Annotated in this window: 15 protein-coding genes; 2 read left to right on the forward strand and 13 right to left on the reverse strand. The window is 68.9% G+C overall.

Features of this window, described 5'->3' with window-relative positions; all coding sequences use genetic code 11:
* Positions 1–7: 7 nt before the first annotated feature.
* From EJV47_RS21530 to ggt, 13 genes are all read right to left on the reverse strand, one after another.
* Positions 8–1,360, reverse strand: coding sequence for an alpha-amylase family glycosyl hydrolase (locus EJV47_RS21530; protein WP_126695279.1), 1,353 nt, complete (start codon positions 1,358–1,360; stop codon positions 8–10).
* Between the two features lie 237 nt (positions 1,361–1,597).
* Entirely contained in the window at positions 1,598–2,767 is a 1,170-nt protein-coding gene (locus tag EJV47_RS21535) for a T9SS type A sorting domain-containing protein (protein ID WP_126695280.1), read from the reverse strand.
* Positions 2,768–2,881: 114 nt separating this feature from the next.
* The gene (locus EJV47_RS21540; protein ID WP_165903869.1) at positions 2,882–3,367 is read right to left on the reverse strand and encodes a DinB family protein; all 486 of its coding nucleotides are present in this window, start codon (positions 3,365–3,367) and stop codon (positions 2,882–2,884) included.
* Positions 3,368–3,566: 199 nt separating this feature from the next.
* A complete protein-coding gene (locus EJV47_RS21545) occupies positions 3,567–5,039 on the reverse strand; it encodes an alpha-amylase family glycosyl hydrolase (protein ID WP_126695282.1) in 1,473 nt (490 codons plus the stop codon).
* Between the two features lie 107 nt (positions 5,040–5,146).
* The gene (locus tag EJV47_RS21550) at positions 5,147–5,707 is read right to left on the reverse strand and encodes a hypothetical protein (protein WP_126695283.1); all 561 of its coding nucleotides are present in this window, start codon (positions 5,705–5,707) and stop codon (positions 5,147–5,149) included.
* Between the two features lie 48 nt (positions 5,708–5,755).
* Positions 5,756–6,889 (reverse strand): acyltransferase family protein, encoded by a 1,134-nt coding sequence (locus tag EJV47_RS21555; protein ID WP_126695284.1) that lies wholly within the window; start codon positions 6,887–6,889, stop codon positions 5,756–5,758.
* A 33-nt stretch (positions 6,890–6,922) separates the two neighbouring features.
* A complete protein-coding gene (locus tag EJV47_RS21560) occupies positions 6,923–7,375 on the reverse strand; it encodes a hypothetical protein (RefSeq protein WP_126695285.1) in 453 nt (150 codons plus the stop codon).
* Positions 7,376–7,569: 194 nt separating this feature from the next.
* A complete protein-coding gene (locus EJV47_RS21565) occupies positions 7,570–8,013 on the reverse strand; it encodes a hypothetical protein (protein WP_126695286.1) in 444 nt (147 codons plus the stop codon).
* A gap of 249 nt (positions 8,014–8,262) precedes the next feature.
* Entirely contained in the window at positions 8,263–11,274 is a 3,012-nt protein-coding gene (locus EJV47_RS21570; RefSeq protein WP_165903870.1) for a TIM-barrel domain-containing protein, read from the reverse strand.
* A gap of 132 nt (positions 11,275–11,406) precedes the next feature.
* Positions 11,407–12,738 carry a carboxylesterase family protein gene (locus EJV47_RS21575; RefSeq protein ID WP_126695288.1) on the reverse strand — a complete coding sequence of 444 codons (1,332 nt, stop codon included), beginning with the start codon at positions 12,736–12,738 and terminating at the stop codon, positions 11,407–11,409.
* Positions 12,739–12,957: 219 nt separating this feature from the next.
* Positions 12,958–13,815 (reverse strand): energy transducer TonB, encoded by an 858-nt coding sequence (locus tag EJV47_RS21580; RefSeq protein WP_126695289.1) that lies wholly within the window; start codon positions 13,813–13,815, stop codon positions 12,958–12,960.
* A gap of 42 nt (positions 13,816–13,857) precedes the next feature.
* Entirely contained in the window at positions 13,858–14,415 is a 558-nt protein-coding gene (locus EJV47_RS21585; protein WP_126695290.1) for a hypothetical protein, read from the reverse strand.
* A gap of 218 nt (positions 14,416–14,633) precedes the next feature.
* Positions 14,634–16,412: a gamma-glutamyltransferase gene (ggt, locus tag EJV47_RS21590; RefSeq protein WP_165903871.1), complete on the reverse strand. Its 1,779-nt coding sequence runs from the start codon at positions 16,410–16,412 to the stop codon at positions 14,634–14,636.
* Between the two features lie 173 nt (positions 16,413–16,585).
* Between ggt and EJV47_RS21595 the strand changes: the two genes are divergently transcribed.
* Together EJV47_RS21595 and EJV47_RS21600 are read left to right on the forward strand one after the other, a co-directional pair.
* On the forward strand, positions 16,586–18,682 hold the full coding sequence (locus EJV47_RS21595; protein ID WP_126695291.1) for an OmpA family protein: 2,097 nt from the start codon (positions 16,586–16,588) through the stop codon (positions 18,680–18,682).
* A gap of 348 nt (positions 18,683–19,030) precedes the next feature.
* The gene (locus tag EJV47_RS21600; protein WP_126695292.1) at positions 19,031–21,097 is read left to right on the forward strand and encodes an alpha amylase C-terminal domain-containing protein; all 2,067 of its coding nucleotides are present in this window, start codon (positions 19,031–19,033) and stop codon (positions 21,095–21,097) included.
* Positions 21,098–21,155: the final 58 nt, after the last annotated feature.

The following is a 21,155-nucleotide window of genomic DNA, read 5'->3' on the forward strand; positions in this document are numbered from 1 at the left end:
TAGGCTACTAATCGGCCCGCCGCTCCAGCACCCGCCAGCCGTGGCCGGGCACCGGCAGCTCCGTCCCGGCCGAGAGTTCCAGGGTGGCGCCGCTGAACACGTCCTGCCAGCGGCCGGCGGCCTCGATGGGTAGCGGGAGCGGCCGGGGTTCGGCGGCCACGTTGATGGCGCAGAGCACGGCGGCCGGGCCTTTCTCGCGCACGAAGGCGTACAGTGCGGGCGGGCCGGCGAGGCGGCGGAAACGGCTTTGCACGTCGCCGTTGAGCAGGGCTGGGTGGCGGCGCTTGAGCTGCAGCAAACGGGTGTAGAAGTCCTGCAGTGGGTAGTCCTGCCAGTCTATCGGGTCCCGGTCGAAAAATTCCAGGCGCTTGTTCAGCGCGGCTTCCTGGCCCGAGTACACCAGCGGCATGCCGGGCAGCAGCACCGTCAGCACCGCGAAGGGCAGGGCCAGGGGCCCCAGCCGCTCGTACTCGGTGCCGTCCCAGCTGTTCACGTCGTGGTTGCTGGTGAAGTGCATCAGGTACACCGTGGGCGGGTATTTGGCCCGCTCGGCCGCCAGGTACTCGTCGATGGCGTGCAGCGGGGCTTTGCCCTCGGCAATGTGGTCGAGCAAATAGTGCAGGCGCAGGCCGAACGACATGTCAAAGGCCTTTTCCAGCAGCTTGGTGTCGGAGTTGAAGTTTTCCCAGCTCAGCCCGCCCGAAGGGTACAGCTCGTCCCATTCGGCCAGCATGAACACGGGCTTCACCCGGTCCAGCTCCGGCCGGGCCGCGTCCCAGAAGTCGGTGGGCACCAGCCCGGCCACGTCGCAGCGGTACCCGTCGATGTCGGCCTCGCGCAGCCAGTACAGCAGGGCGTTGGTCATGTAGCGGCGCAGGGCGGGCTGGCGGTAGTCGAGGGCGGCCACGTCGGTCCAGTCGGGCACGGGCGGCAGCAGGCGGCCCTGCTCGTCGTGCTGAAACCACTCGGGGTGCTCCTGAATCAGCGCGTTGTCGAGGCTGGTGTGGTTGGCCACCCAGTCGAGCAGCACGCGCAGGCCCAGGCCGTGGGCCGTCTGCACCAAGTGGCGCAAATCGTCCAGCGTACCAAACTCGGGGTTGACGGCGAAGTAGTCCTGCACGGCGTACTGGCTGCCCAGCGCGCCCTTGCGCCCGGTCTGGCCGATGGGGTGCACCGGCATCAGCCACACGATGCTCACGCCCATGGCCGCCAGCCGCGGCAGGTGCCGCTCGAAGGCCCGGAATGTGCCCTCCGGCGTGAATTGGCGGGTGTTGACTTCGTAGATGGTGGCGTTGGCTGCCCAGTCGGGGTGCGGAACCTGGAACAAGTGGGCGGCGGGGTGAAGCGGCAAATCAGACACGGCAAGCAGCGTTTGGGTGGGCAACGAGCCGGGTGTACGCGGAAATGGCGGGACGGGTGGGCCGGGGCATTTCTCGCAGAGGGTGTACTGGAACAGCTCTGCGCACCTCCGCGAAATCCTCTGCCAACCTCTGCGAGAAATGCTTCGGTACGCTGGCGCCAAGCGGATACCGCAAAAAAAGCCGCCCCCGGCTACCGTAGCGGCAACCGGGGGCGGACAAAGCGGACAAGTAAAGCCTTACTGTACGGCTACTTTCAGGGCGCTGCGGGCGCCGTCGGCAGCCACCACGTCGACCACGTACGTGCCGGCGGCCAGGCCGCTCAGCACCTCGGAAGGCTGGCCGGTAGTAGCCGGGGCGGTGCGGATGCTGCGGCCGCTCAAATCACGCACGGTCAGCTGCACGGCGCGGCGCTGGCCGTTGCCCAGGGCAATGGTCAGCGGCTGGCCCGCCACCGGGTTGGGGTAAGCCACGACGCCGCCCACCTGGGCCGCCAGGCCGGCGCGGCTGCTGGTCACCAGGTTGGTTTCGCGCGAGAACTGGGCGAAATCCACGGTCTGGTAAGTGCTGTTGGTGTAGAAGAAAAACACCAGCGGCTGAGCCGAGTTTTCGCGGAAAAACTGGTCGGAGTAGCCGCGCGTCACCTGGCCCTGCTGGATGTTGAGCAGCGCCAGCACCGTGGGCGAGGCCGGGGCACTGCCCTCGTAGAGGCTGTCAATCTGCACGAAGCGGGTGCGGCGCAGCAGTACCGGAATGGCCGCCGTGCCGCCGGTGGGCACCGCCGGCACGCGCAGGGTGCCCCAGCCGGCCACCGAGTCGCGCTGAATCACGCGCTGCACGATGCGCATCCGGGTGCGGGTCAGGCCCGCCAGGGCCACCGTTACCACGCCCGTGGCCACGCTGCGGTAGCTGTTGACCTGCACCGTGCCGGTGGTCAGCGGAAATTTTACCAGGTAGGTATTGGTGTAGGGCCGGGCCTGGGCCGGGATGATGAGCGAGTCGTTGGGCCCGAAGGTGAGGGCGCGCAGGCTGATGCGCTGCTCCGGCAGGGCAAAGCCCAAATCCTGCAGCCCGTTGGCGTTCAGCGACTGGTACTGCACCCCGTTGACGGCCACCGGCCCGAAATCCACCTGGTAAGTGTAGGCGCGGGTGGCAGTGGGGAAAGCTGCGTTGGCCGGGGGCGCAATGTAGGTTTCCTGCTGCACGTTGCCGGTGAAGGTGGCCGCGCTGTAGTTCCAGGTCTGGTTGGCGCCGGCGGTCGGGGCCGTCAGGCCGGTGGGATTGGCATCCTGCATCCGCTCCACCGTGGCCGCGGTAGCCGGGAAGTTGCTCTGGGTGATGGTAATCTGAGCCTGGGCGGCCCCGGCCGTCAAGAGGCCGGCCAGGCCAAGGAAGTAAGCGTGTTTCATAACAAGAAGATGATGAGTGACAAAGACCAGTGACTGGCTGCAAAGCTACGCGCAAAGCCGGTAAGATTATGGATGCTGGCGGGAATGAATTGCAACCGTTCGGGCGCGCCCGGCTCAGGTGCGGATGACGTCGGTATCAATGGGGGTGTAGCCCAGCTGCCGGCTCATGCTCAGCACCTGCCCCTTGTGGTGGAATTCGTGGGTAATGACGTGGGTGAAGAGCTGCAGGGGCGTCAGCGGGAGGGGGCGGCCGGCGGGGGGCAGCGCGTACGGGGCTTCCTCCAGCCAGCGGCCGGCCACGTGCGCTCCAAACTCGTCCACCAGCGCGTCGACGGCGGCGAAGAGGCCGCGCAGGGCCGCCAAATCCGGGGCGTCGGGCGGGTAGGGCAGGGGGCCGGGACGCTGCAGGCCCACTTGGCCCAGCCAGTACTGGTAGGTGCGGGCCACGTGCACCAGCAGGTCGCGCATGCTGCTGTGGTTGAACGCCGGCACCGGGGCCAGCAAATCCGCGGGCCTGAGCGTGGCGCAGTAGTCGAGCAGGGCGCCGCGGGCACTGTGCACCAGGGCGTATTGCGGGGCGTGGGGGAAGAGGTCAGCCATGGGCATCACAGGCAAAAACGATGGCGCGGCCGAGTACCGAATTTTTTAAATTCAGTACTCGGCCAACGCCTCAGGTTGATTATCAACTCTTTTAAATTCAGATGAGTCCGTGCTCCAGACTGAGCATGAGGCCGTGGGAGCAACAGCGCGGCAACATTGCTGGCCCGTCCGTCGGAGCCGAGGCGGTTTGAAGCCGGCCTTACTGCCCCGCCGCGGGCAGCTCCAGCACCCGGTAGCCGTGTGGGTCGATGGGCAGGGTGGCGCCGGGGGCCAGCATGTAGGCCTGGTCGGCGAAGACGTCGTGGTAGTCGCCCTGCCAGCGCTGCGGGATGGACAGCTCCTGCAGCTCGGCGCCCAGGTTCACGGCCACCAGCACCCGCTGGGGCCCGCGGTGCCGCACGAAGGCGTACACCGAAGCCGGCGAGGCCAGCCGCTCCAGCTGCCCGCAGGCGTCGCCGTTGGCCAGGGCGGGGTTGCGCTTTTTGAGCTGCAGCAGGCGGGTATAGAAGTCCTGCAGCGGGTAATTCTGCCAGTCGATGGGGTCTTTGTCGAAAAACTTCAGCCGCTTTTTCAGGCCCGCTTCCTGGCCCGAGTACAGCATGGGGATGCCCGGCAGCAGGGCGGCCAGCACGGCCTGGGGCTGCACGTTCGGGCCCAGCCGCTCGTACTCGGTGCCCGTCCAGCTGTTGATGTCGTGCGAGGAGGTGAAGTTCATCAGGTAAGCCGTGCGCGGGTACCGGGCGCGCTCCACGGCCAGGTACTTGTCTACAGCCGCCACGGGCTGCTGGCCGCGGGCCACGCTGTCGAGCAAGTAGCGCAGGCGCAGGGCGTAGGTGGCGTCGAAAGCTTGTTCGAGCAGCTTGGTGTTGGGCGTGAACTCGCCGGGCCGCAGGAAGGGCGGCTCGTGCAGCTCGTCCCACTCGGCCAGCATAAATACGGGCTTGATGCGCTCCAGCTCGGCGCGCGTCGCGTTCCAGAAATCGGTAGGCACCAGTCCGGCCACGTCGCAGCGGAAGCCGTCGACGCCCGCCTCGCGCACCCAGTAGGCCATGCTCTCGGTCATGTAGCGGCGCAGCCCGGGCTGGCCGAAGTCCAGGTCGATGACGTCCTGCCAGTCCGCAACCGGTGCTACGAAGCGGCCCTGGGCGTCCTTGGTAAACCACTCGGGGTGCTCCTGGGCCAGCTTACTGTCCCAGCTGGTGTGGTTGGCCACCCAGTCGAGGATGACGTGCATGCCGCGGCGGTGGGCTTCGTCGACGAGGTGCTTGAGGTCGGCGAGCGTGCCCATTTCGGGGTTGACGGCCCGGTAGTCCTGCACCGAGTAGTAGCTGCCGAGCGTGCCCTTGCGCTTTTCGCGGCCGATGGGGTGCACCGGCATCAGCCACAGAATGCCCACGCCCATTTTCTGCAGGCGGGGCAAATGCTGCTCAAAGGCCCGAAAGGTGCCCTCCGGCGTGTATTGCCGCACGTTGACCTCGTAGATGCTGGCCTGCCGGGCCCAGTCGGGGTGCCGGATGCGGTACTGCGGCGGCGGGGGCGGGCAGTCGGTGTTGGTGGCCTTGGCGTTGGAGTTTTGAGTGGTGGCGGTGGCTGTCTGCTCAGCTGGTTGCGACTGGCAGGCGCCGAGCAGCACGGTGAGGCTGCAGGCGGTCAGGAAAGGGATGGGACGCATGGCCTAAACATACACAGGGATAGGGTAAGAGGGTAGGCGGGTGAGAGGGCAGGAGTTGTTGGGGTTGGGCGTTGGAAAGTTTAGGCGGGGGAGAAAGGGCGGGTGGCTTAGGGCTGCTGAATCTGAAAGTGGTAGAAGCTGGTATCGGCGGAGGGAAAGTACAGCCGGCTGCCGCGGCGGGTAAGGACGTGGTTTGGGGCCTTGGGGCCGGTAAACGAATAGTTGTCGAAGATGAGGGAGTCGCCGCTTCGGGTGTAGCGGCCCGCAAACCGCTCGGAGCCCAGTATCCAGCCTTCTTCGATGAGGTAGTGGCCGTCCTCGTACAAGACGAGGTCCAGGCGGCTGAAGTCATCGATGAACACCCCGCTCAGGACTTGGCGGCCGTAGAAGGCGCCGTGGTACCAGCCGTAGCACAGGCCGGTCAGCAGCGCGAGGCCCAGCACGGCGGTCAGCGGGCGGGTCGGGAAGGGGCGGTGCTCGGTGAAACTCAGCGCCAGACGCCACAGGCTCAGCCCCAGCAGGGCCAGCGCAATGAGCACAAACGAGCCGGCGAACAGCACCTGGTAAGCAGCCGCGACATCGAAGGTGAGCATCAGCAGGAGCCCGGTGGCCGCGACGGTGAGCAGTAGGACTAGGTTCCGCTCCCGGCGGGCAGTCAGCAGGGGCATAGCGTCAGCGGACGTTAATTGAAATCAAGCCGGGGCTGTTGGGCTTGGTTAGTTGGCTGGTTCGGCCGCCGAAGGGGCGCGCAGCAGCCGGTTCAGGGGCTGCTCCACCAGGTAGTAGAGCCCGATGGCCAGCACGTTGAGCAGCACAAACTGCCCGGCCGGACTGGCGGTTACGTAGTCGCGCAGCCAGCCCTTGATGGTGCCGAAGTGGATGAGGTAGAACACGTAGGAGCTGCGGCCCAGCAGCTGCAGCGGGGCCGAGGCCAGCAGGGCGCGCAGCCAGGTGGCCTCGGTGAGCAGGCCGGCGAAGAGCAGCACGATGCCCGCGGGCAGGGCCACGTTGTTGAGGGCAATGCCGGCCGGGGCTTCCTGCCCGTAGGGGTACTGGCCGCGCACCGCCACCAGGGCCAGCACGGCGGCCAGCAGCAGCCCCAGGCCGGCGGCGGTGTACAGGCCGCGGGGGCCGCGCGGGGCCCGCAGCAGCCCGCGGCGGTACCACAGGGCCAGCTGCATACCGGCATAAAACTCCACGGCCCGCCCGAAAAAAGTGTACAGCAGCATAAAGCGGAAACTGCCGAACAGCCCCTCGTAGGCCAGCGGCCCCAGCCCGAGCACCAGCGCGCAGCCCAGGGCCAGCAGCCCCAGCGGCTGCAGCCACAGCAGGCGCGGGCGGCGGCGCAGCAGCCCGAAGGCCACGGGCGCCCACAGGTAAAAGCACTCCTCCACCGTCAGCGTCCAGCCCTGCGGGATGCCCGAGTACTTGTGCGCATCGAAGAAGCCGCGCAGGAACGTCACGTTCAGCAGCCACAGGCGCGTGGTGTCCGGCGCGTGGGCCAGCCAGGCGGGTGCGAAGGTGAGCGTGGTCAGCAGCAAGAACATGGGGTAGATGCGGGCCACCCGGTTGCGCAGGTAGCGGCCCCACCAGCGGCCCGTCCACTGCTCGGTGCCGTAGTAGCGCAGGCAGATGAGGAAGCCGCTGAGCACGAAAAACACCGGCACGCCCACGTGAAACTCCAGCAGCAGGTTGTGCAGGAAGCCGCCCAGGCCGGGCCCCTCGGCGAAGGGGTTGAAGTGGTGCAGGCACACCATGTACGCCGCCACGGCCCGAATGCCCGTCAGGGCGGGCAGGTAGGCGCGGGCAGCGGCCGTAGCGGCTGGGGCAAGTGGGGCGGCAGTCGGCATGGGGCGGCAAGATACAGCGGCCCGGGCCTCGCCTCAGAAGTCGCGCAGGTGCTTTTTGCTCAGCTCGTAGCCGATGATGGCCGGCACGTAGAAGGTCACGTCGGCCAGCAGCTTGGCGGCCAGGATGCCGGCCGAGAAGTGGCCCAGCCACAGCGGCAGGTAGTACATCAGGGCCGGGCGGATAACGAAGGAGTCGGCCAGCTCGGCCAGGCCGAACTCCACCAGCAGGGCGCGCACGTTGCGGCCGAAGGTGCGCCAGGTGTAGCGCTGCCCGGCGGCGCGGCGCTGCCGGCGGGCCCGCCACACGTCGGTGAGCAGGATGGTGCCGAAGTACAGCACGTTGCCGGCCCAGGTGCCCGCCAAAGCGGCCGTCACCCGGCTGCCCGTCAGCCACAAAGCCAGGGCGGCCGCCGCCAGCGTGGCCAGCAACGACAGCACTTCGGCCGGCAGGTAGCGGCGCAGCCACTCGCGGAGCTTACGTTTCATGGACCACTGATTGCGCTGATGATTCGCTGATGACGGTGATAAACGGGGGCGGCCAGGGCCGGGCCGACTTGCAGCGCGCCTGTAGCGCGGGCTTCAGCCCGCGTCCGCCCGAACGAAATCGGCCAGATGGACGCGGGCTGAAGCCCGCGCTACGGGCGCGCCCGCCCCGAAGCTCCACCGGTGGCGGCCGAGGCTCAGACCAGCCACCAGCCCACTACGAAATACGCCAGCAGCAGGCCGATAAAGGCCAGCGTGAGCGGCAGCACCCCGCGGCGCGGCACCACGGCCAGCAGCAGCAGGGCCAGACCCGGCACCAGCACCCCCATCAGCAAGGACAGGGCCACGTAGCCCAGCCCGGTGGCCCGGCCCAGCTGCTCCAGCACCCGGATGTTGTAGTCATAAAACCAGCGGCTCAGGCCGGTGAAGCGCCGCCGCTCTGCCACCAGCGCGGCGCTGAGCAGCAGGGCCGCGGCCAGCAACGCACCGCCCAGGCGCGGCCGGCGCAAGGCCAGCACCAGCAGCCAGCTCAGCGGGGCCAGCAGGCAGTACACCAGGATATTCAGCTCCGGGTAGGTCAGCCCCGTGGCCCGGCAGACTGCCTGAAAAGCCCGCACGATGTCGTCGAATAGCTCTTGCATAGAATAGTTCAGACGGGTACTCGGGGTCTGTTACCGGTTCGGCACCGCAACCTACCTCGCGGTTCGGCACCGCAACCTCGCGGTTCGGCACCGCAACCTCGCGGTTCGGCACCGCAACCTCGCGGTTCGGCACCGCAACCTCACAATCCTATACCACCCAATGAGCGGTGCTGAACCGCGAGGTTGCGGTCTGAAACCGGCCTGGTACGGCCGCAGGCCGGTTAGAGGTACTGCCGAAATGTTCCAGGCTCAGGGCAGCAGCACCAGGCGCTGGCGCTGCCCGGCCAGCTCGGCCCAGTACACGCCGCCGGGCAGGGGGCGGCCCTGCTCGTCGCGGCCGTCCCAGGTGAGGCGGTGCGGCCCGGCGGTGGTGGCGACGGGGAGGCGGCGCACCAGCTCTCCGCGGCTGCCGACGATGCGCAGCGGCCCCGGTGCGGTGGGCTGGTGCAGGGTGTAGCGCAGCTCGGTGCCGCCCCGGAAGGCGCGGGCCGCGGGAGCTTCCAGGGTCAGCAGCTCGGGGTCGAGGTAGGGGGCGGCAGCGGTGTCGAGGGGCAGGTTCAGCAGGCGCAGGGCTAAGTGGTGGCCCGCAGCAGTGGTATCCAGAATCACGCGCAGGCGCAGGGTGCGGGTGGCGGCCTCGTGCTGCCAAGCGGCGGGCGGCAGCGGGGCGGCGCCCAGCAGCACGGCCGTGGGCGGGGCCGGCACCCGCGGAATCAGCAGCTCCACCACGCGGCGCGGGGGGCGGCCGGGGTAGGGCTGCCCGCTCAGCGTCATGGTAACGCGGGTTTCGGCGGCGGTGCTCAGGCCGTGCAGGGTCAGCGCCTGGAAGTGGTAGGTGGCCGCGGCGGTGCGGGCGCTGCGGCCGTCGTCCTCGTACACGGCGAAGGTGGTCAGGCCGGCGCTGGGGTCGGCGTAGTACTGCACCTGCAGGGTATCGGGACGGTACTGGGCGGTGCTGGGGCGGTAGCGGGTAAGGGGCAGAAAGGCCCCGCCGCGCACCAGCAGCGGCAGGCGCTGCAGCGGGGCTACCCGGCCCACGGTGCGGCCCCCGGGCAGGGTCTGGTGCGAGTCGAAGTCAATCCAGTTGCCGGGGGGCAGCACCACGTTGCGGCGGCGCTGCCCGGGCTGCAGCACCGGGGCCACCAGCAGATTGGGGCCGAGCAGAAACTGGTCGTTGACGTTGCTCAGGGCCGCCGCGTCGTTGCCGGTGGCCGGGTCCCGCCACTGGTAGAGGTACTCCACATTCCAGCCAAACTTGCCGGTGGACCAGCCGCGCTGACGCCAGTCGTCGGCCATGTCCAGCAGCAGGGTGTCCTCGTCCAGCAGGCTTTCCTCAGGCCGCAGGTAGGTGGCGCCGTAGTTCATCGGGCGCGTGAGCGGGGTGCCGGTCTGACTGTTTTCCCAGGCCAGGGAGTAGAGGTAGGGCAGCAGGCGGTAGCGCAGTTGGGCGTAGGGGCGCACGGCGGCCTGGGTGGCAGGCGGCCACCAGTAGGGCTCGGGCGCAATTTCGCCGCCGCCGTGGGGGCGCAGAATAGGGCCCAGGGCGGCCAGCTGCAGCCAGCGGGCGTACAGCTCGGGGTCGGGCGTGCCCTGGGCGAAGCCGCCCGCGTCGGAGTGCATGTAGCCCACCCCGCCCAGGCCCATACTCAGCATGATAGGTACCTGGGCTTGCAGCCCGGCCCAGGAGCGGCTCACGTCGCCCGACCACGGAAACACCGCGTGGCGCTGCATGCCCGCCCAGCCCGAGCGGGCCAGGTTGAACAGCCGCTCCTGGGGGTAGTGCTGCTGGTACCCCTCGCTCAGAATGCTGGCCCAGGCCTGCCCGTAGCCGTTGTGGCCGCGGCGGGTGGGGCCGCCGTCGGAGCGCATGCTGGCGGGGTGGTTTTCCGGCTCGCCCAGGTCGGTCCACCAGCCAGCCACGCCGTCCTGCTTCAGCCGGGCGTACTGCTGCCAGAGCCACTGGCGGGTGCTGGGGCGGTACATATCGAGCAGCGTGGCCGGCCCGGCCCAGAACGACTCTACCGTGTAGGGCTGGCCCTGGGCGTCGCGCTCCACCAGGCCCCGGCTGCGCACCAGCGCGTCGTTGAGGGAGCTACGCATCACGTAGGGCTCCGAAATCAGCAGGGTCTTGACGCCGAGCGAGTCGAGGCGGCGGGTGAGGCGTCGGGGATTGGGGAAGTGGGCGGCGTCCCAGCGGAAGTCGCCCTGCCGGTGGGTGCCGCCAAACCAGTACAGGTCGAGCACCAGCCCGTCGAGCGGAAAGCCGGCCTGGCGCATGCGGCGGGCCACCTGGTACATCTCCGTTTCGGAGCGGTAGCCAAAGCGGCTTTGCAGCAAACCCAGGCCCCAGCGCGGGGGCAGGGGCTGGCGGCCGGTGAGGGCCGTGTAGCGGTCCAGAATTTCGGCGTAGGCGTCGCCGGCGATGATGAAGTAAGCCAGGTTCCGCAGCCCCTCGCCGCGGTATTCGAGCACGTTCTTATCGGTGGCGCCCAGGTCGAGGGTGGCGGCCGTGTGGTGGTCGAAAAACAGCATGTAGCCCCGGCTGCTGAGCACCGAGGGGAGGCTCACGTTCAGCGTCGGTTCGCCGTTCTGGTAGCCGTAGTGGGCCTCGTTGTAGAGGCGCACGCGCCGGCCGCGGCGGTCCAGCGGGAGGGCGCGGGAGCCGGTGCCGTACAGGTGCTCCTCGGGCCGCAGGCGAAACGAGACGCCGGTGCCGCCCGCCGCGCCCAGCTGCCGGAATACCCCGCCGGCCTCGGCCACCAGGGTGTCGCCGTAGCGGTGGTAGCTCACGCGCAGCGGGCGTTTCTGCACCACCACGTGCCCGGTTATCACCCCGCCGTTCAGCAGCGGCCAGTACAGCGCCCCGGGAGTGTTGCGCACCAGGCTGCGGTCGGGCTGCAGGTTGAGGTGGTAGGCTTCCAGCTTGGTGTTGGGGTAGGGCACGTGGGGCGTCTGCACCACGCTCAGCGACGAATCGGGGCGCACGGGCTGGCCGGCGGGGTAGTACTCCACCCGCACCACGCCCTCGGCCCAGCGCCGCACGCGCAGGGTGCTGCCATCGGTGCTCTGCACGGTCAGCTCGCGCAGGGTGGCCTGGTGGCTGCGGTAGTTGCCGATGGCGCGCACCGGCGCGGGCGTTTCGCGCCGCCCGAATGGGTCCTGGGTGGGCGGGCCGCCGCCCTCGCGCTGGGCCCGGGCGGGCAGGGCGAGGGCCAGCAGGCCCAGCATGAGCAGTGGAAGACGGCGCGCGGACAAGAGCATACGGGCAGACGAAAAGGGGAAGGAAGATACGCGCATCGGCCGGGCGGGCCGCGAAGCTACCTGCCGCCAACGGCCGGCCCGCCGGCGGCAGTACGTCCGCCCCGGGGGCTGCGGCCCGCTGGCCGCGTCAGCTTACGCACCCGGTACCCGCTGCACGGTCAGCACGTCCGGTATTTCGGCCTCGTCGGGCAGCTGGCCGGTACGGACGAAATCGGCCCAGAGCTGGCGCAGCTGCCGGCCGGCCCGGTCCACCTCGGCCCAGTCGGCCTGGCCCAGCAGCGGCACGGCGGCCCAGGTGCTTTCGGCGCCGAGCAGGAAGGGCAAATCCACGGTGTGGGCGGCGCCGAAAGGGCTGGCGGGCGGCTGGTAAGTGAGCGTGAAGCGGTAGGCCCGGCCCCCGGCCGCGGCGTGGCGCCGGGCAAATGCCGTGGCTGGGGCGCCGTAAATCCGCGCCGACACTTTATCCACCAGCAGGCGCACGGCCGGGCGGCCCAGCAGCGGCAGCCGCCCCAGCCACTGAAACTTCGGGTCGATGACGGCGAAAAAGCGCACTTCCTCCGCCGTGGTGCCGATGAGCACGTCGATGCGCGGGGCCGCGGCCTGCCAGGCAGCTTCTACCTCCGGTTCGGGCGGCAGCGGTGCGGCCCCGTACTGGGTGCCGAAGGGCATACCGGCTTTCAGGCCGTAGCGCCGGGCCGCCCGCCAGGCCCGCGGCTCCCGGGCCAGCACCTCGGCGGTGGTGGCCGCCTCGGCGAATGGGCCCACGGCGGCCGTCATGGCCCGGGTGAGGGCGCCGCGGCCCGGGGCCAGGCCCAGCGGGGCGCTGTGCAGAATCACCCGCCGAAACAGCCCTTCGGCTCCGCGGGCTATCATCAGGTGGGCCGCCGCGTCGCCGCCAGAGGAGTGGCCCAGCAGCGTCACCAGGGCCGGGTCACCGCCGAAGGCGGGGATATTTTGCTGCACCCAGCGCAGGGACGCCAGCAAATCCAGCAAACCCAGGTTGGGCGGGGTGCCGCCTTCGCTGCCCAAGAAGCCGAACAAGCCCAGCCGGTAGGTCACGGCCACCACCACCAGGCGCTGCTCCGCCACCAGCCGGGCCGGGTCGTAGAAGGCCAGGTCGCCGGCGCCGGTCACGTAAGAGCCGCCGTGAATCCACACCAGCACCGGCAGCTGCTCGTCGGGGCGCCGGTCGGCGGGCGTCGTCACCGATAAGTGCAGGCAGTCCTCGTCGAAGCGCGTATCGGCCCAGAAGTCGCCCAGGGCCTGGGCCAGTAGCGCATCGGCCGACTGCGGGCAGGCCGGGCCGGGCGCCAGGGCCTCGATGGGGGCGGGGCTGGGCGGCTCGGGCACGGGCGGCCGAAAGCGGGCCGCGCGGGCGTAGCGGATGCCCTGGGCGCGCAGCACCGCCCCGTCGCGGCGGCCGATGATGCGGCCGGCGGGGGCGTGAAATTCGGGTGGAGTCATGGGGAAAGGTGGGGTGGTAGAGCCGTTCGGCACCGTCCGCGCCGCCCGCGTCGTAGCGCGAACCGCAGGTCAGCGGAGCTAAGCTCTGCTTCGCGTATTCCGCGCGTTTGTCGTTGACAGATAACCAACGATGGTCGTTCAACGAGTCGTTCTGAATACGCGAAGCACAACTTAGCTCCGCTGCCCTTCGGTTCGCGCTACGACCTTGCGGCGGCTGAATTAGCGCAAATCGAACTGCGCCAGGCGGCCCTTGAGGAGCATAAACGAAATGGTCTGGTAGCAGTCTACGGGCTTGCCGCTCTTGGTAGCGGGCTGCCAGCGCCGGGGCATGCGGTTGACGATGGCCAGCACCTGGTTGGCGTAGGTTTCCAGCTCGCCCTTGCCGGTACTCACGACCATAGCGTTGCCAGCTTGCCCCTCACAAGTCACCTGAAAGCCGATGGTGACCCACAGGGCCATGCGGTGCACGTCGGAGGGCGGCAGCTGCTTGTCGGCAAAGAAGCGTGTCAGCTCGTCGCCAATGGGGGCGGGGGCGGTATCGGGCGCGGGCAGAGTGGTGCCCAGCCTGGCCCGCAGCATGGGCTCGTCGACGGCGTAACCGGGCTGGGCGCAGGGCCGCACCCGGCGGATGCTGTCGGCCGGGAAGCGCAGGGGCGGCTTTACCGTCTGCTCAGTGACGAAGGTGAAACCCACCGGGCACAGCGGGTTGTCGTACACGTTCTTGTTCAGATACAGCGTGATGGGCTGGTCGAGGCCGTCGTAAATAACCTGCCAGCGGGCCAGCAGCCCGATGCCGTTGGGGCCCTCGTTCCACTCGTAGGGGCAGCAGCTGCCGGTGCGCACGATGTGGACTTTCTGCCCCTGCGGCCCGCGCAGGGCGTTGATAAAGGCAATGATGTTGGCCGGACTGCCCACCTTGATGCAGTGCGCGTAGTCGTCCTTGTAGCCGTACTCTTTGTCGGTGCTCTGGCCGCTGAGCTTCAGAGCCCCGTCGACCAGATATTCCTGCCCGAAAACGCGCGGCGCGGCCCCGCTTACCAGCAGCAAGGCGAGGAAAAGGCGTAAAAAGTGCTTCATGCAAAACGAGCTGTAAAGGGATGAAAGAGTGTGGGCAATAGGCTACGGTCGTGCAGACGCCTTGGCCCGGATGAAGGCGGCTATCAGCTCGTTGTGCGGGTTGAAGCTGACGCACTGACTGGTGGTGAGCGTAAAGTGGCGGGCGTGCAGGCGGCGCAGCAGGCGGTGGTGCCGGCTGCGGCGGGCCGAGTAGTAGATGCGGGTGCTGTCCTGCACGCCCGGGTCGTAGTGGCTGTCGTCCGAGCGGGGCGCGCGGCGGACGGCCCGGACGGCGGTGCCAAAGACAAGGACGGTATCCTGCCGCTTGAAAGGCCGGGCGCAGTTGCCCTCGGCTTGCTGCAGCACAAATATCGAGTCGGCCCGCAGCTGACCCTTGTACACCCGTGTGACCCTGAATAGCACGTTATAGCCGAGGTATTTCTTGCTGGGGCGCCGGTCCAAATCGGGCGTAAGGCTGCGCACGGCGTGGCCCATCAGTACCACGTCGGATTCATCGAACAAATCCTGCAGGGCCTCCTCGGTTTCAAACCACACGCAGCTGCAGGCCAGGGATACGGCGGCAGCGGTCAGTAGCAGGAGCAGGGGCAAGCAGCGGCGCATCAATCAAGGACGAATAGGAAGCTGGCGCCGGTTTAGCAACGGAGTTGCGTAACCGGTGCCCGAAATAAAGCAGGTTTTCAACCTGCGTCGAACGTTGGTAAAGCCGGCCGGAACAGTCATTCGGGTGCCAGACGCAGGCTGAAAGCCTGCCTTATGGTAGGCACCGGTTACGCCATCTTCGACGGCTAAACCGGCGCCAGCTTCTAGCGCCAGCCGCCTCAGTACCCGGCGGCCGTGTCGTCGCCGCGCGGGTCGGCGCCGGCGCGCAGGGTGCCGTCGGGCCGCCGCTCGATGATTTCGACCCGGCCCCAGGCGTTGCGCGGGTTCAGCCGGTAGCCGCGGCGCGTCAGCTCGGCTTCGGCGGCGGGGGTGAGGGCGCCGGCTTCCACATCGATGTGGTCGGGCAGCCACTGGTGGTGCAGGCGCGGGGCGGCCACGGCCTGCTGCGGGTCCATCTGGTAGTCGAGCACGTTCAGGGTAGCCTGCAGCACCGAGGTAATGATGGTGCTGCCGCCGGGCGTGCCCACCAGCAGCCGCAGCCGGCCCTTTTCCGTCACGATGGTCGGCGTCATCGACGAGAGCATGCGCTTGCCCGGCCCAATGGCGTTGGCCGCGCCCCCGACCACCCCGTACATGTTGGGCACGCCGGGCTTGGCGGAGAAGTCGTCCATTTCGTTGTTGAGCAGAAAGCCCGCCCCGGCCACCACCACTTTCGAGCCGTAGGCGCCGTTTAGCGTGGTGGTGCAGCTCACCGCGTTGCCCTGGGCATCCACCACCGCGTAGTGCGTGGTCTGGTCCGACTCGTAGCCCGGCAAGCCCGCCCCGGCCGCCACCTGGGCCGAAGCCGTGGCCGCGCCCTCGGGCGTGACACCCTGCATGCGCCGGCGCAGGTACTCGGGCGCCAGCAGCTGGGCCACCGGCACGCGGCCGAAGTCCGGGTCGCCGAGGTAGGTGGCGCGGTCGGCGTACACGCGCCGCTCGGCTTCCGTTATCAGGTGCACGGCCTCGGCCGAGTGCCAGCCCAGCCGGCGCAAATCGTAGGGTTCCAGCATCTGCAGCAGCTGGAGCAGGGCCACGCCACCGGAAGAGGGTGGCGGCATGCTGATGACTACGTACTGGCGGTAGCGGCCGCGCACCGGTTCCCGCCACTTGGGCTGGTACTGGTCGAGGTCGGGTTGGCGAAGGAAGCCGCCGCCGCGCCGCATTTCCGAAAGCAGAAGCTCGGCAGTGCGCCCATCGTAGAAGCCGTTCCGTCCCCGGTCGCGGATGCGGCCGAGGGTGGAAGCTAAGTTGGCCTGCCGCAGCGTATCACCTAGTTGCCAAGGTCGGCCATCAACCCGCACGTACTCCACCTGTTGTAGCGGCCTCAACACGCTGGACGGATAAATTGTCTGGGCTGAAGTACTGATAAACGTGGTACCGTTCAACCCAGAGGCTTCCCGCTTCGTCAGCACCACGCCTTTTTCGGCCAGCTCCACGGCCGGCTGCACCAGCTCCCGCCACGGCAGCTTCCCGAGTTTCTTATGCAGCTCCCACATGCCCGCCACCGTACCCGGCACGCCCACGGCCCGGTGCCCGGTGGTGCTCAGGCCAGGAACGACGTTGCCTTGCGCATCGAGGTACATATCCCGCGACGCCGCGGCCGGGGCCGTTTCGCGGAAATCCAGCGTGCCCGCCGTGCCGTCGGCCGCGCGGTACACGGCGAAGCCCCCGCCGCCGATGTTGCCGGCCACCGGAAAGCACACGGCCAGCGCAAACTGCACCGCCACGGTGGCGTCGTAGGCGTTGCCGCCCCGGCGCAGCACCTCCAGCCCGATGCGCGTGGCCTCCGGGTGGGCCGACACGACCATGGCCCGCCGGGCCACGACGGGCGCGGCAGCCGCGGGTAGGGGAGAGGCCGTGGAAACGGTGGTGGCCGGGGCGGCGGCGCGCTGGCAGGCCGGGGCGGCCCAAAGCAGCGTGAGCAGCCCGGCGGCGGGCAGGAAGCGGTGGAGCATATGCAGCCAAGGTACGACGGCCGGTGTTTTTTGATGGGGCGTGAGGGTAGGAGTTTGGAGGGTATGGGGTAAGAGGGTAGGAGTTATTTTTCGGACGACTCCCGGACTCCTGCCCCCATACTCTACCGAATAACTCCTACCCGCATACCCACTTACCCTCATACCCTTCCCCGATGCTGCTCCGTCCGCTGTTGCTCGTTCTGCCCTGCCTGCTCGGGCTGCCCGCCGCTGGCAGCGCCGGCCAGGCCCTGCCGCCCCACCTGCTGCTCGACGACGCTTTCGACGACAACCGCCAAGGCTGGCGCACCGGCCGCACCGACAACGGCGCCTTCAGCCTGGAAAGTGGCCACTACCGCCTTCTGAACCGCCAGGACGTGAGCCTGACCTACCAGCCGCTGCCGCTGAATACCGCCGCCGACTACGCCCTCGAAGCCGCCGTGCAGCTCACGGGCGGCGGCCGGGGCGGCTTGTTCTGGGGTGCCGCCGACGAAGACAATGGCAACGTCTTCGCCCTCGAAAACGAGGGGCGCAGCTACGTTATCGGGCGCTGGCAGAAGGGCAAGTGGGAGGAGCTGCACCCGGCCGCGGCCGTACCGGGTACGGTCGTGGGGCAGGCCCACGCCCTGCGCGTGGTGGTGCACGCGGGCAGCATCAGCTACCTCATCGACGGCACCGAAGTGTGGACGCAGGCGGCCGGGCGGGTGTTTGGCACCGGCGTGGGCCCCTACGCCAGCCGGGCTGTCGATTTGCGCCTCGACCGCCTGCGCGCCTGGCACACGGCCCGCATCCGCCTCGCCCCCGAGGTGCCCCTCACGCTGGAGCGCACCCCGCTGGGCGCGGCCATCAACGAGCCCCGGGTGCGCGAAACCAACCCCCGCGTGAGCCCCGACGGCCGGCAGCTCTACTTCGCCCGCGACGTGCGCCAGGGCGAGGCCCAGAACCTCGACATCTTCGTGGCCCAGCGCCAGCCCGACGGGCGCTACGCCGAGGTGCAGGCCGCCGGCCTGCCGCTCAACAACGAGGGCAACAACGCCGTGGAAAGCATCACGCCCGACGGCAACACGGCCCTGCTGCTCAACCTCTACGCCCCCGACGGCCGCAGCCGGCCCGAGCGCGGCGCCTCCCTGGCCCGCCGCCGCCCCGATGGGCAGTGGGGCCTGCCCGAGCCGGTGCGCTTCCGCGCCCTGCCGCCCACCGCCACCCGCGCCGACTACTTCCTGGCCGCCAGCGGCACCACCATGCTGCTGGCCCTCGACGCGCCCAGCCACCCGCAGAAGTGCGACCTGTACGTGAGCCACCTCACCCCGCGCGGCGACTGGTCGGAGCCCCGGCTGCTGGGGCCCACGCTGAACACGCCCGGCGACGATTACGCCCCCTTCCTGGCCCCCGACGGCAAGACGCTGTACTTCGCCTCGGGCGGCCACCCCGGCTTCGGCGGCGACGATATTTTCGTCACGACCCGGCTGGACGAGAGCTGGACCAAGTGGAGCGAGCCGCTGAACCTGGGCCCGGGCATCAACACCCTGCAGGACGACGGGTACTTTTCCGTCGCGGCTGCCGGCGACTACGCCTTTCTGGTTGGCATCAACGAGCAGGGCAACGAGGATTTGTTTCGGGTGACGCTGCCGCCGGCCCTGCGCCCCAAGGCCACCGTGCTGCTGCGCGGCCGGGTGGTGGATGCCCGCAGCGGCCAGCCCCTCAAAGCCCCCGCCGACGTGAAAGCCGAGCTGCTGCCCAACAACCTGCCCGCCGCCCAGGCCACGGCCGCCGCGGCCGGCAAGTTTCAGCTGACCTTGCCCGGCGGGGCCGGCTACCAGCTGCGCGTATCGGCCCCCGGCTACCTGCCCGCCACCGAGGCGCTGGACCTCACCGCCAGCACCCAGTACGGCGAAATCAGCCGCGACATTCCGCTCACGCCCCTGGCCGCCGGCCAGCGCCTGGCGCTGAATAACCTGTTTTTCCAGCAAAGCAAGGCCGATATCCTGCCCACTTCCCAGCCCGAGCTGGACCGCCTGGTGCAGGTGCTCAAGGACAACCCCGAGCTGCGCATCCGCCTGGAAGGCCACACCGACAACCAGGGCGACCCGAAGCTGAACGTGAAGCTGTCGGAGGACCGCGTGCAGCACCTGCGCGCCTACCTCGTGGCCCAGGGCATTGCCGCCGAGCGCCTGCAGACCCTGGGCTACGGCGGCAGCAAGCCCGTGGCCCCGAACGACAACGAGTACAACCGCCGCAAAAACCGCCGCGTGGAGCTGGTGGTGCTGGAGTAGCACCGGGGCGCTGGCGCCGGTTTAGCCGTCGAAGACGGCGTAACCGGTGCCCGGTATAAGGCAGGCTTTCAGCCTGCGTGGAACGTTGCTACATCACGCGGCTCCACTCGTCCGGTCACGCGACGCAGGCTGAAAGCCTGTCTTATGTTTGGCACCGGTTACGCCGCTACGCGGCTAAACCGGCGCCAGCCCCGCCCGGCGGCAAAAAAACTGACCTGCAGCAGAATAGGCGCCAGCGGCTATTCAATCGTTTGCGCAGCCCGCGCCCGGTTCCGCAATCAGCGCACTCAGCGGAATCAGATAAATCAGCGGTTTACCTTTGCCCCGAACCAAACGCCTTCCGCGCCAATGGAAACCGCTGCTGCCGCTACCCCGCCCACTGCCTCGCCCGCCGCTTCCAAGCCGCTGCTGCCCCTGGTGCAGCACGACCCCTGGCTGGAGCCCTACGCCGACGTCATTCAGCGCCGCTACGACCGGCTACTGGCCCGCAAGGCCGAAATCGAGGCCGAATGCGGCTCCTTAGCTAAGTACGCCTGCCGCCACCAGCAGCTCGGCCTGCACTACGACGCCCGCCGCCGCGGCTACTGGCTGCGCGAGTGGGCCCCCGCCGCCCACGCCCTGTTTGCCGTCGGCGACTTCAACGAGTGGGACCGGGGCTATACCCCGCTTACCCGCCGCGACGACGGCGTGTGGGAGGTGTTCTTGGCGGAGCAGACCTTCCCGAACCTGACGCCCGGCTCGCGCTACAAAATCCACGTGCACGCCGCCAACGGCCAGCACGACCGGCTGCCGGCCACCGTGCGCCGGGTGGTGCAGGACGAGCACAGCAAGGACTTCAGCGCCCAGATCTGGCGGCCCGAGCAGCCGTTTCAGTGGAGCGACCAGACCTTCCGCGTGGCCAACCACGTGAAGGAGCCGCTCATCTACGAGGCGCACGTGGGCATGGCCCTGGAAGAGGGCCGGGTGGGCTCCTGGCGCGAGTTTGCCGACCATATCCTGCCCCGCGTTCAGGCCGGGGGCTACAACGTGGTGCAGCTCATGGCCGTGGCCGAGCACCCGTACTACGGCTCCTTCGGCTACCACGTGGCCAACTTTTTCGCGCCCTCGGCCCGCTTCGGCACGCCCGAGGACCTCAAGTACCTCATCAACGAAGCCCACCGCCGCGGCCTGGCCGTGGTGATGGACATGGTGCACTCGCACAGCGTGAAGAACGAGGCCGAGGGCCTGGGCAACCTCGACGGCTCGGGCGCCCTGTACTTCCACCCGGGCGCGCGCGGGCAGCACCCCGGCTGGGATTCGCTGCTGTTCGACTACGGCCGGCCCGAGGTGCAGCAGTTTCTGCTCAGCAACCTGCGCTACTGGCTGGAGGAGTTCCACTTCGACGGCTTCCGCTTCGACGGCGTCACCTCCATGCTCTACCACCACCACGGCGAGGGGGCGGCTTTCACCGACTACGGGCAGTATTTCGGCCCCGACGCCGACGACGACGCCATCCTGTACCTGCAGCTGGCCACGTCCCTGGTGCGCGAGGTGAAGAAATCGGCCCTGCTCATTGCCGAGGACATGAGCGGGCTGCCCGGCCTGGCCCGGCCCGTGGCCGAGGGCGGCCTGGGCTTCGACTACCGCCTCAACATGGGCCTGCCCGATTACTGGATCAAGCTGCTCAAGCACCAGCGCGACGAGGACTGGAGCATGGGCGGCCTCTGGCACCAGCTCACCAACCGCCGCCCGGGCGAGAAAAACGTGGCCTACGCCGAAAGCCACGACCAGGCCCTGGTGGGCGACAAATCCATTTCGCACTGGCTGCTCGACGCGCGCATCTACTCGGGCATGTCGCGCCTACAGGAAGCCGACATGATAACGGCCCGCGGCGTGGCCCTGCACAAGCTCATTCGCCTCGTCACGCTCGGGGCCGGCGGCGAGGCCTATATGAACTTTATCGGCAACGAGTTCGGCCACCCCGAGTGGGTGGACTTCCCGCGCGAGGGCAACAACTGGAGCCACCACTACGCCCGCCGCCAGTGGAGCCTGGCCGACAACCCTGACCTGTACTTCCACAGCTGGTTGCTCTTCGACCGGGCCATGATTCAGCTGGAGCGCCGCACCCGCTTCCTGGCCGCGCCGGCCAAGCTGCTGCACGCCGACGAGGACAACAAAGTGCTGGCCTTTGAGCGCGGCGGCCTGGTGTTCGTGTTCAACTTCCACCCCGAGCGCAGCATCTCCGATTACCGCTTCTTCGCGGGCACCGCCGGCAGCTATACGCCCGTGCTGGACTCCGACCAGGCGGACTTCGGCGGCTACCAGCGCATCCAGCCCGAGGTGAAGCACTTCACCCAGCCCGACGAGCACGGCACGCCCTTCCTGAGCCTGTACCTGCCCAGCCGCACCGCTCAGGTGCTGCAGCGCGGCAAGTAGGCGCCCCGCTCCGATTCAAAACAACAACGGCCCGCTTCCCCTGGCAGGAAGCGGGCCG

It is taken from the genome of Hymenobacter gummosus (assembly GCF_003970915.1).
In the GTDB taxonomy this organism is placed as follows: Bacteria; Bacteroidota; Bacteroidia; order Cytophagales; family Hymenobacteraceae; genus Solirubrum; species Solirubrum gummosum.

Bases quoted from the DNA above. Each gene is read 5' to 3' on its own strand.
- EJV47_RS21600 (WP_126695292.1), top strand. From the start codon at position 19,031: ATGGAAACCGCTGCTGCCGCTACCCCGCCCACTGCCTCGCCCGCCGCT.
- EJV47_RS21570 (WP_165903870.1), bottom strand. From the start codon at position 11,274: ATGCTCTTGTCCGCGCGCCGTCTTCCACTGCTCATGCTGGGCCTGCTG.
- EJV47_RS21565 (WP_126695286.1), bottom strand. From the start codon at position 8,013: ATGCAAGAGCTATTCGACGACATCGTGCGGGCTTTTCAGGCAGTCTGC.
- EJV47_RS21575 (WP_126695288.1), bottom strand. From the start codon at position 12,738: ATGACTCCACCCGAATTTCACGCCCCCGCCGGCCGCATCATCGGCCGC.
- EJV47_RS21545 (WP_126695282.1), bottom strand. From the start codon at position 5,039: ATGCGTCCCATCCCTTTCCTGACCGCCTGCAGCCTCACCGTGCTGCTC.
- EJV47_RS21585 (WP_126695290.1), bottom strand. From the start codon at position 14,415: ATGCGCCGCTGCTTGCCCCTGCTCCTGCTACTGACCGCTGCCGCCGTA.
- ggt (WP_165903871.1), bottom strand. From the start codon at position 16,412: ATGCTCCACCGCTTCCTGCCCGCCGCCGGGCTGCTCACGCTGCTTTGG.
- EJV47_RS21550 (WP_126695283.1), bottom strand. From the start codon at position 5,707: ATGCCCCTGCTGACTGCCCGCCGGGAGCGGAACCTAGTCCTACTGCTC.
- EJV47_RS21560 (WP_126695285.1), bottom strand. From the start codon at position 7,375: ATGAAACGTAAGCTCCGCGAGTGGCTGCGCCGCTACCTGCCGGCCGAA.
- EJV47_RS21540 (WP_165903869.1), bottom strand. From the start codon at position 3,367: ATGGCTGACCTCTTCCCCCACGCCCCGCAATACGCCCTGGTGCACAGT.
- EJV47_RS21580 (WP_126695289.1), bottom strand. From the start codon at position 13,815: ATGAAGCACTTTTTACGCCTTTTCCTCGCCTTGCTGCTGGTAAGCGGG.
- EJV47_RS21595 (WP_126695291.1), top strand. From the start codon at position 16,586: ATGCTGCTCCGTCCGCTGTTGCTCGTTCTGCCCTGCCTGCTCGGGCTG.
- EJV47_RS21535 (WP_126695280.1), bottom strand. From the start codon at position 2,767: ATGAAACACGCTTACTTCCTTGGCCTGGCCGGCCTCTTGACGGCCGGG.
- EJV47_RS21555 (WP_126695284.1), bottom strand. From the start codon at position 6,889: ATGCCGACTGCCGCCCCACTTGCCCCAGCCGCTACGGCCGCTGCCCGC.